Below are 14,313 nucleotides of genomic sequence, written 5' to 3'. Positions count from 1 at the left end.
GTGTCGACCCAGGAGCTGGACACGGTGGCGCTCGCCGAGGCGCTGCGCGCGGAGGTCGACGGCGAGGTCCGCTTCGACGCGGGCAGCCGCGGCGGGTACGCCACTGACGGATCGAACTACCGGCAGGTCCCGATCGGCGTGGTGGTGCCGCGCAGCGTCGACGCCGGCGCCGCCGCAGTGGCCGTGTGCTCCCGGTTCTCGGCGCCCGTCCTCTCCCGCGGTGGTGGCACGAGTCTCGGTGGGCAGTGCACCAACGAGGCTGTGGTGATCGACTGGACCAAGTACTGCCGCCGGCTGATCTCGGTGGATCCGAAAGCGCGGACGTGCATGGTCGAGCCGGGCATCGTCCTGGGCGAGCTCAACCGCTGGCTGGCGGCGCACAAGCTGATGTTCGGACCGAAGCCGTCCACGCACACCCACTGCGCGCTGGGCGGGATGATCGGCAACAACAGCTGCGGCGCGTCCGCGCAGGCCTACGGCAAGACCGCCGACAACGTCCGCCGCCTCGAGGTGCTCACCTACGAGGGCACCCGATTCTGGGCAGGTCCCACCAACGAGGACGAGTACGCGCGGATCGAGGCTGAGGGCGGACCGCGCGCCCGGCTCTACCAGGGGCTGCGGAACGTCGTCGGCCGACACCTGGCCGACATCCGCACCGGCTACCCCAAGATCCCCCGCCGCGTCTCGGGTTACAACCTCGACTCCCTGCTCCCCGAGAACGGCTTCGACGTCGCCCGGGCACTGGTGGGCAGTGAGGGCACCCTGGTGACCGTCCTTCGGGCCGAGCTGCAGCTGGTCGAGGTGCCGGCCGCCGAAGCACTGCTGGTCCTGGGCTTCGACGACATCTACCGGGCCGCGGACGCCGTCCCCAGACTGCTCGAGCACAGCCGTCCCGCCCAGCTGGAGGCGATCGACGGACGCATGGCCCAGCTGATGCGAGAGGAGCACGCCTACCTCGACTCGCTGGACAGCCTGCCCGAGGGCGACAGCTGGCTCCTCCTGCAGTTCACCGGCGACACGAAGAAGGAAGCCGACGAGCAGGCCTTCGCGCTGCTGCGGGCGCTGGGCCGCGGCGCGGACGACCCGCGGGTCGCGCTCTCCGACGAGCCGGCGCGCGAGCACGAGATGCTCAAGGCCCGTGAGGCGGGCCTCTCGACCGGTGCCTGGCGTGCAAGGGCTGCAAGTAGGCCGAGTTCCTCGCCCACCACTACGAGGGCCGTCTGCGGCCGGCCGCCCACTACGCGATGGGCTGGCTCCCGCTGTGGACACAGCTCGCCCGCGTCGCCCCGGGGCTGGCCAACGCAGCCCTTCACGCCCCCGGCCTGGCGCGAGTGGGAAAGCGGCTGGCGGGGATCGATCCGCGACGCGACGCGCCGCTGTTCGCCGCCGAGTCCTTCCAGGAATCCTGCTTCGTCCACGCGATGATGCTCGAAGCCGCCGCCCGACTCGCATCCGCGACACCCTGACGGCAACGCGGGGACGCCGTCGGACCGGGGTCCGGATGTGCGCCGACGACCGTGGCGTTTCCGACGGGTGCCCGACGGCCCTGCGGCCGTCGGGCACCCTGGGGCATCTGATCGGGCTCCCCGCTACCTAGCGGTACCAGCGTCCCCGGCTCCCGCCGGCTGTGGTCCCACGGGCGATGAACCCGAGCAGCCAGACAACGAAGACTGCCACGGCGATCCACCACAGCACCTTGATGGCGAAGCCGGCGCCGAACAGGAGCAGGGCAAGCAGCAGTACCAGAACGAGGGCAAGCATTGCAGTGGTCTCCTCACAGGAGGGAAACAGACAATTCGATGCGTCTCGGGTGCCCCGTCTGCGCTGTGCCATGCCTCGTGGGGCATCGCGCGGTTCGGGTCCCGGCGGCTTCGCCGGGGGCCGCAAGCCCGGACCCGCTTCTCCTGCGTTGGGCGGGGCAGACGCGTGGTGCCAGGAAGTCGGACGCGATCGAGGAGGGGACCGCAGTGCTGTGGCTGTGGCTGGGCGTGCTCGGCGGGTACGGGATCGGGGCCGTGGTGACGGCCCGCACCGTCTTCGAGAGTGGCAGGCCGGGTTTCTGGCCAGCACGGCGTCCGGCAGCCCCGGGCTACCGGTCGAGACCCGTGTGGCGGGCCGGGTCCGCGAGGGCGCTGCCGTCGAGGTGGGCAAGGAGGTCGCCGACGTCGCGGTGGACTTCGAGGGCGCCGGCCGCGCGCAGGTCCGCTTCGCCGAAGCCGCCGGAGAGCACTGCCACGCACGCGACCTTCGCCTGGGCGGCGGCCTGTACGTCCCACGGAGTGTCGCCGACGAACAGGGCCTGCTCCGGCTCGGCGTCGGACTTGGCCAGGGCGGCGTGGACCAGGTCGGGAGCGGGCTTGCCGGCCTTCACGTCGTCGGCGCTGGCGGCGTGGTCGATCACGTCGTCGGCGTCCAGTACCCGGCGCATCACCTCCAGGTCGCGCCCGGAGGCTGAAGACGCGAGGGTGATCGTCCAGCCTCGCCGGTTCAGTTGCCGCAGCAGTTCGGCGGCACCGTCGAACGCGCGTAGGGAGGGCCAGAGGCGGGCGAACAGGGCCTGGTGCGCCGCCGTGATCGCCTCGTCGTCAGTGTGGTCGCGGTCGTCGCCGAGCAGGTGGTCCAGGAGCTGGTCGCCGCCCATGCCGATCACCCCGTGGACGCGGGCCATCGCCGGGGTGTGGCCGAACTGGGCGAGCGCCCACTCGTCGCACCGGTCCAGACCCACCGCCAAGGGGATTGCGCCGGGTGCGGGGACTCCGCTGGAACGGCTGCCCACGTACGGTCGGACCGTGCGCGGCATTTCGATCTGATGAACCGTCAGCTATCTGTCAGGTGCGGCTGCGAAGTCCGCACTGGTCAGCGGTGGTTGGCGAATTCGTTATCCGGATTCCCCTTCCGGTGGCGGTGGTGGACTGGGAGAGTCGCCCTCCACGCGCCCGGGCGCCCCGGGGCGGCGACCGGCCCGGATCTTTGGCCCGGACCGACCGGCATGGACACGCACAGTGGTGGGAGACCGGAGTGGCTGACACCGGAGCCGTATCGGTTGAGGAGTTCGTACGAGAGGCGGTTCGTCGGTACCGGCCCGAGGAGCTTGCCCGGCTCGACGACGCGCTGACCATCTACTTCGCCAACCCCGCGACAGTGCTTGCCGCGAGGCGTCGCGAGGGTGAGACAGGAGCAGGTGCGGGGGTCGGCGCCGCGGCCGCCGTGGTCGTCCCGGCGTTGCTCGTGATCCTGCACGACCTCGCGATCGCTCTCACCGCCGATGCGGCCAAGGGGGGACTGCGGGCGGTGTGGCGCCGGGTGCGGGCGCGGTTCGGCAAGCCGGAGCTGGCCGTGCGGCGGGACGGACCCGTGACGCTCCTCACTACCGACCAGGTCGCCGCGCTGCGGCCTGAGATCGAGCGGAAGCTGGCACAGCGGCTGCCGGCCGACCTGTCCCAGGCGCTGGCGGAGTACCTCTGCGGGGAACTCCTCGCGGCGGATCCCCTCGCGACGGGCGACGGACCGGAGACGGGCACCCGCGCCGAAGCAGGCACCCGCCCCGAAGCAGGCATGCACCCCGAGAGGAGGAATCGGTCCGCCACGGCGGAGCCGGACGGGGAGGGTGCTCGGCCCGGACTCGACGGCTGAGGCGAGGCGCCGTGTCGGCCACCCGTGAAGACGTCGTCCGCCCGCCCGCGGCGAGTACCACCGAGGTCCTGCAGGCCCCGTCAGCCACCTGGACGCGCTTCGTCCTCTTTGGTGCGACCTTGCTGTTCGGGGCGATCCCCTTCTACCACTGGCTCCTGGAGATCGCGTTCCGCTGGACCCCGGACGTGGGCGAATGCCCGCGGCGGACCGCCTCGACCACCGACCCCGGCGCATACGCGTCGGCCCTCGCCGGCTGCCCGACCGACACGTTCCGGTCTGCCATGCTGCTCGATCTCGCCCCGCTCGTGGCGCTCCTCGCCCTGGCGGGCATCCGCTACCTGCGCCACCCGGCCAGGATCCGTCGCCGACTGCACCTCGTCCCGCTGGCGCAGTCGAGAGTCCTGCCCGCTGACCACCGCCCGGCCGTGGAGGCCGAGCTGGCCCGGCTGGCCGGCGAGAGCGCGGTGCCTGAGCTCCCGGTCTTCCTGACCCACGACGACGACCGGGGCAACGCCTCGACCTTCGGCCTCCCGTCCCGTCACGAGATGCGACTCGACGCCGGACTGCTGATGAGGGCGAAGTCGGACGACGAGGCCGACCGGCAGCATTTCCGCGGCACGGTCCGCCATGAGCTGGCCCATCTGCGCAACCGCGACATCGGCATCACCCAGCTGACGGACGCGCTGTGGTGGGCGTTCGTCGTGCTGACGGCCGGTCCGGTGCTGGCCGTCGCCGTGTTCGACCTCACCCGGGACACGGCATGGGCGGACTTCGTCGCGGGCGAGGTGCGGGGCCTCGCCGCCGTGGTCGTCCTGGTTCTCCTCGCCCACCGAGCGGTGCGGCGCGCCCGTGAGCACTACGCGGACCTGAGAGCCGCCCTGGTCGACGGCGGCGTGTGGTTCGCCAACTCCATGGCACGGGCCGAGGAGGAGGAGCAGGAGGAGACACGACGGCTGCACGGGTGGGCCCGGCTGCGTCACTGGTACGACCGGGCCGTCGATCGTCACCCGTCGCCCACGAGGCGGGCCGAGGTCTTCGGCGATCCGACCGTCCTGCTCCGGTTCCACCTGGGCGAGGCCGCCGTGGCCGGGACGGCGGCCGGGCTGGGCTACCAGGGCGTGCACCTGGCGATCTCCCGGCTCACCGGGACGTGGCCCTGGGCCCCGGTCCTGGTCGGCATGATCCTGGCGCTCCCGGTGGCCGCGGTTCTCGCCGCAGGTGCCCTCCGCGAGGCCTGTGCCGGGCCGGCACGCCGTAGGTTCGTACTCGCCCGGGCCGCCGCGGCGGCGCTGGTGACGGTGGTGGGGCTGCTCCTCGGCGAGGGCCTGAGCTGGAGTGCGTTGGTCGTCCGGTGGTGGCGGGCCACGCTGACCAACCCCGGCACCGGACTCGTCGTGGCCGGCGTACTGGCGGCCGGCGTCGTGCTGGTGGTGGGGTGGCTGGTGGTCTCGGCCGACCTCGCGGTGTCGAACGGCGCTCTCCGGCGGCCCCGCCTGCTGCTGGCGGCCGCCACCGGCGCGGCGGCCGTTCCGCTCGGTGGGCTGTTCGCCTTCTGGGGGCAGGCGCACTTCAGCGGCCTGAGCGAGACCTGGTCGCGGCAGCTGACACTGACCTACCTGATGATGACGACGGCCAACAAGGGCTTCCTGACCGCCGCGCTGGTGGCGCTCGCGGTCCTTCCGCTGGGAGCGGCCTGCCTGGCCGCGCGCCGCCCCGGCGCGGATGACGGACCGTCGGGACCCTCGGACCGGCGCTCTCCTTTGAACAGGAGCATGCCGCTGGTCGTGGTGTTCACGCTGACCGCGGCGGCGGCCGTCGTGGCACTCGGTCTCACCCTGCTGACCGACGGCTGGTGGTCGTCGACGCTGAGCCACCCCGTGGTGGACCCCTCGGGGACCGGTCTCGCGCCGCGGCTGACGGCGTTCGCCGTGCTGCAGAGCCTGGTGGCGCTGGCCGTCGCCACGGTGGGGGGTCGGCGCGGGACCGGGCTCGGCTGGGTTTCGGGCTTCTCGGCCGCCGTGCTCGGCGGTGTCCTCATCACCGTTGTCGTGGCCGGTGACAACCTGGTCCGGCGATCGGTTTCGGACGGCGGCGTTCCCTGGGGAGAGTTCCGCAACGCCGGCGTCTGGCTGCTCGGCCAGGGGTCGCTGGTCGCCCTGCCCGTCGCGCTGGTCGGCGCCGCACTGGGCCGCTGCACCGCACTGGTGCGGCGCAGCGATTCGGACGGCGCCGGGCCGTCGGCCGGGACCACGGCTCACCCGAGCAGGTCATGGCGGGTCGCCCGGGTGGTGCGGCTCCCCGCCGTGCTCATGGTCCTGATCGTCGGGGTGGCGGCCGTCGGAGCATCCCCACAGTTGCCGCAGAACGAGGTGCCCATCGACCAGTCGGACCGGCTGGCCCTTCCGTCGGACCTCGGCGCGGCGTCTCTGTGCGCCTGGCTGCCGTCGGACGAAGTGTGGCTCTTCAAGACCGTGCCCGCCGCTCGTACGAAGAAGGAGGGCGGGAGCGCCGACCTGGTGGGCCGGCTGACCTGGTACGGGTCCGTCCTGACCCATGCCGACGATCCGGCACTGGCACGGCTCGGTCGGGCGGTGGTCGACAGCACCACGACGTCCGATCCGGAGGGGGTGACGGACGCCTTCACGGCGCTGGGTAACTACTGCCTGGCCCTCGATCCGGAAATCCCGCGCGCGTCCGGCACCCCGGTGAACCATGCCCCGGACAGCTGCTTGCTCGGGCGGTGGCGACTGACGAGGAGCGCCGAACACCTGGACCTCTCGTCGTTCGGGCTGGGCGTGGTCGACGTGACCAGCACCTCCTCCTCCTCCTCCTTCACCATGACCATCGCACCCGACGGGACAGCCGTCGACGATTCCCCGTCGCTCACCATGTCCGGACGGGCACCTGACGGCAGCACGGTGACGATGCTGGAGTCCCGGCACGCGACCTACGGGTGGACGGCCGGTCTCGGAGTCTTCCTGTCGAACGCGCGGACCATCGAGGGGATGTTCACCATCAGGCAGGGAGACCGGGAGATCCATCGGGAGGCGCTGCGCGCGCACCCGGAGAACCGGGGAGACCCCTACGCCTGCTCCTCCACCACCCTCCGGTTCGACTACGTCCACGGCATCTTCGAGGAGTTCACCCGGGTGGACTGACGAAAGCTCGGGCGCCGCCGGAGCCACCCCCGTGCGTGGCGGGCTCAGGTTCTGCATCACCAAGGACTGCCTCCCGACCCTGCAGGGCATGGGCACGCTGTTCGTGTTGCGTCAGCGAGCGCAGCCGAAGGCGCCGCGGCGGCTCGACAAGGGCCCCGATCTTCAGGGCGATGGGCGAGCTCGGCCCGGACTCGGCCTGTCCGGTGGAGGTCGCCGTCGCCTGCGTGGTCGCCGGGGGCCAGGGGTTTGGCGGAGAGGGGCGGTGGCGCGCGGGATACTCGCGTTCGGACTGGCGCGGGATGAATGATCAACGATGCAGGGGGCGACGTGGTTTTCCGGACGACGAGCGGTCGTGTACGGGGCAGGCAGTGTGCCGACGGCGTCATCGCCGTCCTCGGGGTGCCTTACGCCGCCGCGCCCTTCGGGGCCGGCCGCTTCCGGGCGCCGCAGCCGGCGCCGGCCTGGGACGGGGTCCGTGACTGCACGGCCTTCGGACCGATCGCCCCACAGTCGGCGCAGCTCCCGGGCGCGCCGGTGTGGCGCCCCGGCGACGAGGATGTGCTCACCGTCAACGTCTGGGCGCCCGAGGGGGCGCAGGGCGGCGCGCTGCCGGTGTTCTTCTGGATCCACGGCGGCGCCTATACCTTCGGCTCCTCCGCCCAGCCCGACTTCGACGGGACGGCCCTGGCTCGTGCCGGGCTGGTCGTGGTCAGCTGCAACTTCCGGGTGGGCTTCGAGGGCTTCGGCCATGTGGCCGGCTTCACGGACAACCGCGGACTGCTGGACCAGACCGCCGCGCTGCGGTGGGTCCGCGAGAACGTAGCGGCCTTCGGCGGCGATCCCGGGAACGTCACCGTCGCCGGACACTCCTCCGGGGGCGGCTCGGTGGCCTGCCTGATGGCGATGGCGCAGGCACGGGGGCTGTTCCGGCGGGCCATCGCCCACAGCGTGCCCGGCATCCACTACACGGTCGAACTCGCCGCGGCGGTCACCGAGCGGATCGCGGCAGCGGCCGGCGTCCCACCGACCGCGCAAGGGCTGCTGTCCACCCCGCCCGCGGCACTGGTGGCCGCCGCCGACAAGGTCGCCGCGCAGTGCGGAACCGACCCGGTGGCGTTGGTCCACGCCTTCGCCCCGGTGATCTTCCAACCCGTCATCGACGGCGAGGTGCTGCCCGCCGAGCCGCTGCGGGCACTCGCCTCCGGGACGGCACGGGACGTGGACCTGCTGGTGTGCCACACCGTGGAGGAGGCCTGGTTCCTGCACGCGGTGGGCGCGGTGCGCGAGGTCACCACCGAGGCGGAACTGGCGGACTTCGCCGAGGCCTTGAACCTCCCGGCCCACCTCCTCGACGGCTACCGTACGGCGATGCCGGACGCCCCGGTGCTCGACCGCTACCTCGCGGTCCTCGGCGACGCGCAGTTCGGCGAGTACACCACCCGCCTCGCCGAGCAGCACGCGAAAGCCGGCGGCCGGGCGCACCTGGCCCGCTTCACCCGCAAGCGCGGTGCGGCCAGACCCTGGCACACCGCCGACGTCCCCTTCGCCTTCGGCAACCTGGACGCCGTAGGCGCCGACTTCCTCATCGGCGCCACCCCCGACGGGGACGACCGGGCCCTGTCCGACCGCATGCTCCGCTCCTGGGCCGACTACGCGACCACCGCAGACCCCGGCTGGCCCGCGCTCACCACCGACCTCACACCGGTCAAGTCCTGGGCCGTCCCCACCGACCACCTGGCCGACGACGACCGGGCCAGACTGCGCACGCTCTGGCGGGACGTCCGATTCGACCCACTGCGCCCTGCTCACTGACCATGCCTTCTCGGTTGTCCTGCCAAGGAACCCGGCCACGGCTGATCGTCATACCGATCATGGCCTCTGTCCTTCTTCTCGGCTTCGATCCGCACGCCGTCCCTGGCATGGACGGCGACGGCGTTGGTGGGAGTAGCAATCGGCTGGGCCGACTTCCGGTGCGCAGGCCGTACGGCTCAACCTGAACACCCACCAGCACGCCGCCGGTGCCCGCAGAGGGGGAATCTGCAAGTCGAGCCGCCCGGCGCCGTCTTCACCGAGTCCGAGGACCACGGTCTCGGATTGCTCACGTGGACTGACCACCAAAATCCACTCGGCGGTCGAGCAGGCCCCGAAGCTGATGTCGCTCGTGATCACGGCTGGCCAGCACTGCCCCCGCAGTTCCAGGTCGTCCTGGGGGGGGCACGTCCGCGTTCCCCGTCCCGGGCCCGGGACGGCCGCGCACCCGGCCGGACAAGCTTCGTGCCGAGAAGGCGTACGGTTCCCGCGCGAACCGCGTCTCCCTGCACAGACGCGGCATCAGCTGCACGATCCCCGGAGAAGCGGGACCAGATCGCCAACCGCGAGAAGCGTGGCTCCCATGGGGCCGGCCACCGAAGCTCGACGAGGACGACTACAAGGAGCGACACACGGTGGAGTGAGGGATCACTCGACTCAAGCGCAACCATCCCAGCAAGGAACCCATCTGGTTCCCGGGCTCCAAGCTCGCCCCGGACCTCTCCCTCCCGCGGATCCGCCGCCGCCTGGCCGACGGCCCCCTCGAGGCCGAGCAGCCCCAACAAGGCACCCCGTGTACCGGTCGGTCCACTTCTGCCCGGCGCCGCCGGGACGCCGCCGGCATCGCTGAGCGCGCCGCCGCCGTCCTCGACGAAGACGACGACGAAGCTGCTGCCCAGCTCGTCGGCGCCGGTGAACTCCTCGACGCACTCGCCCAGACCTCCCCGGCCGCCACCCGCGCCGAACTCCGAGATGCCGCCCGCGCTTTCGAGCGCGCCACCCGGAGCCACATCCGGGCCGAGAACGCCGACACTCAGTGGCATGTCCACCATCCGGTGACCAGGTCATATCGGGGCGAATGATGCAAGCAAAGAGCTCAGGGTGACGACTTTCCCGAACGCGGTCGGCCCGCCGGACCTTCTCGCGGGGCCGGAGCGGGTCCGGTGTGCCGGCGTCAGAGTTCTCAGGTGTGCGCATCCTTTGGAGGGTCTACTCGGACTGATGCCGGCCTATCCCTCATCGACCTCCTGGTCGGTGGCTTCATTGGCGCGGTCGATCTCGGCCATGTGCTCCTCCGCCCAGGTCCGGAGCCCCGCAAGCGCGGCTTCCAGGGACAGTCCGAGCCCGGTGAGTCGGTAGAAGACCCGCGGCGGCACGGTCGGTTCGACCCGACGCGACACCAGCCCGTCGCGGGTCAGGCTTCGGAGCGTCACGGACAGCATCTTCTGCGAGACGCCGGGCATCCGGCGTCTCAGCTCTGCGAAGCGCACCTCGTCCGGTGCGGCATCGGCGAGCGTCTTGACGGCCATGGACGTCCACTTCGTACCGATGCGGTCCAGCAACTGCCGCGTCGGGCAGAGGGGATCGAACAGATCGCCGCGTACCCCGCGACCGGCGGCCCGGGCTCCTCGGGTGGTCACCTGCGGCTCACCACCTTCCCTGAAAGTGCCGTCTAGGAAGCGGTCGGACGGTTACCTATCGTTCTGTGGTCACCAATGGTAACCAGCCGGAGGAGCCGTCATGCCCGTTACCACCGCACACCGACTGCGCCGCATCGCGACGAACGGCGTCCAACTCAACGTCGCCACCGCCGGGGACGGACCCGCAGTCCTCCTGTTGCACGGCTTCCCGCACACCTGGCAACTCTGGAGCGGCATCATGAGCCGACTGGCCGGACGGTACCGGGTCATCGCCCCGGACCTGCGAGGCTTCGGTGCCAGTACACGAGCCGTCGACGGCTACGACGCAGGCACCCTGGCCACCGACGCCGAAGGGCTGCTCGACGCACTCGGCGAGCCCTCGGCAGCGGTGGTCGGCATCGACGCGGGCACGGCCCCCGCCGTCCTGCTCGCGCTACGCCGACCCGGCCTCGTCCGGCGCCTGGTCGTGATGGAGGCACTGCTCGGGCGCCCGTCCGGAGCCGAACACGTCGCCGCGGGCGACGCCCCGTGGTGGTTCGGCTTCCACGCCGTCCCCGGCCTCGCCGAGACCGTCCTGGCCGGCAACGAAGCCCCGTACATCGACTGGTTCCTCAACGCGGGAACGCTCGGACGAGGAGTACCCGACGACATCCGTGCGGCCTTCGTCCGCGCGTACACCGGGAGCGAGGCCCTACGCTGCGCGTTCTCCTACTACCGGGCGCTGCCCACCGGCGCGCAGCAGATCCAGGACGCCGTCGCGACGGCCCGGCTCACCATGCCCACCATGGCCATCGGCTCCCACCCCGTCGGCACCGGGCTCGAACGCCAACTCCGCCCCATCGCCGACGACCTGGTCGGACACCATCTCCAGGACTGCGGCCACATCATCCCCCTCGACCGCCCCGACGCACTGTTCGCGCTCCTTGCCCCCTTCCTCTCCGCCGATCTGCCGAAGTGACCGGAACGGGGCCGAAGGATCACCGCCGGCGGTCCGGGCGCTCGTCCCAGCGGTGAGTTGTCCAGGGCCACCGGATCAGGCTGCGCACGGTGACGACTGTGTCGGCGTCGTATCCACTCGTCATATCGGTCTCCACGCGATCGGGATCAGGCTGGAGGCTGCCCGGTGACCTCACCGATCCGGTGCTCGTCGTGAACGTCGACCGCACCGACTGATGGTCAGGAGCGCCGGGGCGGCTCGTGCTACAGATCGGAAACAGTGATCGTCCGGGCCATGCGCGGACGCCCGCGGTGGGGCATATTCATTTCAGCCCCACTGATCCTCCATTACATCTTCACTTGACCTCCAGGAGTTGGCAGATGCACGAGCAGCCATCTGGCATACCCGCACAGTCGCCGGACGGGAACGTCCCGCCGCCACCCTCGCTCCCGCCCGCCTACGGTCCGCCTCCGCCCGGGTACGGGCCGCCGCCGGCCGGGTGGAACCAGCCGGCACCGGCCAAGTCCTCCCGCGCCGGGCTGTGGATCGCGCTGGGGACCGTCGCGGCGATCGTCCTGGCCGGCGCGGCGTTCGCCGTCACGAGGCCGGGGGAGACCGCGCAGCCCGGCACGGCCACGTCGGGTGCTGCGGCGGCTCCGGCCGGAGGTGCGGCCGCACCTCCGGCCGACGGCGCAGGGACGGCTACCGGGGCGGGTCCGGGCAAGCAGGCGCCGGGTGCGGGGAACCAGGCGATGGGTCGCCTTCGCCTGCCCGACACCTTCCTCGGGATGAAGCGCGACGACAACGCCCCCGAAGCCGCAACGCTGCGCCAGCAGGTCGCGGCCATGACCCAGGACGATCCGAACGCGCACGCCGTCGTGACCGTGTACAAGAGCGGCCAGTTCGGGGAACACCACGCGGTCGTCGTCGCGGTCGAGAGCGACGTCCCGTTCTCCGAGAAGGACCGCGCCGAGGCACTTGACGAAATGAACGACGGCTCGGCGAACGCGCCGGGCATACAGGTGAGCCATGGCGAGGTCAAGGACGCGGATCCGGGGCCGCTGGGCGGCGTCATGAAGTGCAAGGTGACCTTCACGAAGACCGAATCGACGGACGCGGCCGGCAACAACCTGTTCACCGCGACCAGTTGTGCGTGGCTGGACGGGAACACCTACGTGACCGTCTCCGAGAGCGACGGCATGACCGGGCTGAACATCGCCAAGGCTGCGGACAATGCCCGCCAGTTCCGCGCGCAGGCGGAGACCCGCCGGTAGCATGCCCGGCTCCGAGGACAGGCTCCGACGGGCGGGGCCCCGGCGGGGTGGCCGGGGCCCGTGAGGGGGGTGCGTGTCGGTTGTTGTGGCGGTGGTCCGGTCAGGGGGTCACGGTCACGGTGATGCTTTCGGGGCTGCCGCTGTTGTCCTGGTACGTCGAGTCGCCGCTGTAGACGGCGGTGACGGTGTGGGCGCCGATGGTGCGGAAGGCGGTGACCAGGCCGGCGGCGGCGCAGTTGCCGAGGCCGAGGACCAGGCGTGAGGTACCCAGGGTCGTGCCGGTGGTGGTGTCGGTGAACGTCACGGTGCCGGTGGGCCGAGTGGTCGAACCGCCACCGGGACAGACCAGGTCGCTGAGCACGACCGGCGCGCCGGTGCGGGTGCGCTGGGGCATTGCGCTCAGGAAGGTGGTGACCGGCTTGCCCACGACGTAGGTGATGATCACCTGGCCGTTGTGGTTCGCCGTACCGACGGTGGAGGTGCTGTAGCTGGTGCCGCTACCGGACGGGGTGGCGAAGCTGCTGCCCCCGCCGCCCCCGCCGCCGCTGCCCGTCGTGCCGAGGTTGTTGACGGAGGCGCTGCCGCCGCCCCCGCCGGCGAAGTAGCCGCCGCCACCGCCACCACCGGCACCGGTGACGGCGAGGGCGCAACCGCCGCCGATGCTGCCGCCGGTACCACCGGTGCCGACCGTGGTGCCGGTGAACCCGCCGCCCGGCCCGCCCGGCGTGGCCGAACAGGGCGGAGCGTTGCCGGCGGTGCCGCCGGCGCCACCGGTGCTGGTGCCGGTGCTGCCACCGCCGCCGCCCTGCCCCGGTGAAGACCCGGGGCCGGTGGCGGTCCCCGCGGTACCGCCGGTGGCGTCCGGCGTCCCGCCGTTGCCACCGCCGCCCCCGGCCGAGCTCCCTCCGGTCCCGCCGGCGCCACCGCCGCCCCCGGCGACCGCCAGCAGGGAGCCGCCCGCGCTGACGCTGGAAGCTCCGCCCCCGCCCGGGCCTTCGTCCTTGAAACCGGTGGCCGGGAAACCGCCGCCGGGGGCGCCCCCGTTGAACCCGCCGGCGCCCCCCGTACCGGTACCGTTGCAGCCCTTGCCGCCGGTGCCGCCGACGTTGATGGTGAGCGTCGTCGCGACGGTGGTCAGCGGGAGGGTGGTCACCACTCGTGCCCCCGTCCCGCCCGGTCCCGTGACAGTACAGGCGGTGCCGGTGTTGTCGGCGCCGCCTGCGCCGTCTGCGGTGATCGTGACCACCGCGTTCGCCGGGACGGCGAGGGACTGTGCGGCGCCGGTGTAGGCGAAGGTGTACGTCGGATCGGCACCCTGGGCCCGTGCCGGGGCGGTGGCCGGCGTGGTTCCCGCCGGTGCGGCGCTCGCGGGTGCCACACCCGTGCCGGACAGGGCTGCGCACAGGCCCGCCACTGCCCCTGCCTGCCACCACCGCTCACGGGCGAGGACGCCTGCGCGGGCCCGGCTGCGTCCGGCCCTCCCGCGGTCGGCCGATTGTTCCGGGGCGTGGTCTCCGAGTGGGGCGTGGTCTCTGATCACCGGTATCTCCTGACGTCCTGGCTCGGGGGTGGGACTGCCGGCGGCCGTGGGCCGGCGTGGCGGGGCTACGGCAGGCCGGTCGGTCGCTCATCCCTATTGCATGTGTACGATAAGTGGCGAAATGTCATGCTTTGGGATGCCGGACCACGCGTCGTGCCAACGATCCGTCACACCGGCCGCACGCTCCGGGCTGAAAGCCGGAGCATCAAGGCCGTCGATCTGTCGCGGCGGGCGGCCGCCTCGCCGCATCCCTGTCCGGCGGTCCGGCGCGCCCGGAGAGGTGGACAGGGCCGCGCCCCCTGGCGGGGCCCCGCCCGAAATC

At 72.2% G+C, this 14,313-nt stretch carries 9 protein-coding genes and 2 pseudogenes; 7 read left to right on the top strand and 4 right to left on the bottom strand.

From position 1 onward, the window contains the following. A pseudogene (locus tag RMN57_RS03965) lies at positions 1 to 1,397 on the top strand (FAD-binding oxidoreductase); the annotation flags it as partial. A gap of 196 nt (positions 1,398 to 1,593) precedes the next feature. Here the strand turns inward: RMN57_RS03965 and RMN57_RS03960 are convergent. After that, the gene (locus RMN57_RS03960) at positions 1,594 to 1,761 is read right to left on the bottom strand and encodes a hydrophobic protein (RefSeq protein ID WP_313761952.1); all 168 of its coding nucleotides are present in this window, start codon (positions 1,759 to 1,761) and stop codon (positions 1,594 to 1,596) included. Between the two features lie 328 nt (positions 1,762 to 2,089). Beyond that, a complete protein-coding gene (locus RMN57_RS03955) occupies positions 2,090 to 2,725 on the bottom strand; it encodes an HAD-IA family hydrolase (RefSeq protein ID WP_313761951.1) in 636 nt (211 codons plus the stop codon). Positions 2,726 to 3,018: 293 nt separating this feature from the next. On the opposite strand from RMN57_RS03955, the gene RMN57_RS03950 reads away from it, so the two are divergent. The 4 genes and pseudogenes from RMN57_RS03950 to RMN57_RS03935 all read left to right on the top strand — a co-directional run. Next, positions 3,019 to 3,633, top strand: coding sequence for a hypothetical protein (locus RMN57_RS03950; RefSeq protein ID WP_313761950.1), 615 nt, complete (start codon positions 3,019 to 3,021; stop codon positions 3,631 to 3,633). Positions 3,634 to 3,644: 11 nt separating this feature from the next. Further along, positions 3,645 to 6,791: a M48 family metalloprotease gene (locus RMN57_RS03945; RefSeq protein ID WP_313761949.1), complete on the top strand. Its 3,147-nt coding sequence runs from the start codon at positions 3,645 to 3,647 to the stop codon at positions 6,789 to 6,791. A gap of 303 nt (positions 6,792 to 7,094) precedes the next feature. Continuing rightward, positions 7,095 to 8,603 (top strand): carboxylesterase family protein, encoded by a 1,509-nt coding sequence (locus RMN57_RS03940; protein WP_313761948.1) that lies wholly within the window; start codon positions 7,095 to 7,097, stop codon positions 8,601 to 8,603. 677 nt (positions 8,604 to 9,280) lie between these two features. Further along, positions 9,281 to 9,637: pseudogene (locus RMN57_RS03935) on the top strand (mobilization protein); the annotation flags it as partial. A 192-nt stretch (positions 9,638 to 9,829) separates the two neighbouring features. On the opposite strand, the gene RMN57_RS03930 reads toward RMN57_RS03935, so the two are convergent. Beyond that, entirely contained in the window at positions 9,830 to 10,240 is a 411-nt protein-coding gene (locus RMN57_RS03930) for a helix-turn-helix domain-containing protein (protein ID WP_313761947.1), read from the bottom strand. Between the two features lie 100 nt (positions 10,241 to 10,340). Here RMN57_RS03930 and RMN57_RS03925 point away from each other — a divergent pair, with 100 nt between their 5' ends. Continuing rightward, positions 10,341 to 11,198, top strand: coding sequence for an alpha/beta hydrolase (locus tag RMN57_RS03925; protein ID WP_313761946.1), 858 nt, complete (start codon positions 10,341 to 10,343; stop codon positions 11,196 to 11,198). Between the two features lie 767 nt (positions 11,199 to 11,965). After that, entirely contained in the window at positions 11,966 to 12,451 is a 486-nt protein-coding gene (locus RMN57_RS03920) for a hypothetical protein (RefSeq protein WP_313761945.1), read from the top strand. A gap of 100 nt (positions 12,452 to 12,551) precedes the next feature. Here RMN57_RS03920 and RMN57_RS03915 read toward each other — a convergent pair whose 3' ends face one another. Then, complete coding sequence (locus RMN57_RS03915; RefSeq protein ID WP_313761944.1) at positions 12,552 to 13,829, bottom strand: Ig-like domain repeat protein; 1,278 nt, start codon at positions 13,827 to 13,829, stop codon at positions 12,552 to 12,554. Positions 13,830 to 14,313 lie beyond the last annotated feature (484 nt).

The organism is Kitasatospora sp. CM 4170 (assembly GCF_032110285.1).
GTDB lineage: Bacteria > Actinomycetota > Actinomycetes > Streptomycetales > Streptomycetaceae > Kitasatospora > Kitasatospora aburaviensis.
The sequence above is the reverse complement of the archived record's forward strand: the minus strand, read 5'-3'. Positions and strand labels throughout refer to the sequence as shown.

Bases quoted from the DNA above. Each gene is read 5' to 3' on its own strand.
- RMN57_RS03920 (WP_313761945.1), top strand. From the start codon at position 11,966: ATGAAGCGCGACGACAACGCCCCCGAAGCCGCAACGCTGCGCCAGCAG.
- RMN57_RS03925 (WP_313761946.1), top strand. From the start codon at position 10,341: ATGCCCGTTACCACCGCACACCGACTGCGCCGCATCGCGACGAACGGC.
- RMN57_RS03960 (WP_313761952.1), bottom strand. From the start codon at position 1,761: ATGCTTGCCCTCGTTCTGGTACTGCTGCTTGCCCTGCTCCTGTTCGGC.
- RMN57_RS03940 (WP_313761948.1), top strand. From the start codon at position 7,095: ATGATCAACGATGCAGGGGGCGACGTGGTTTTCCGGACGACGAGCGGT.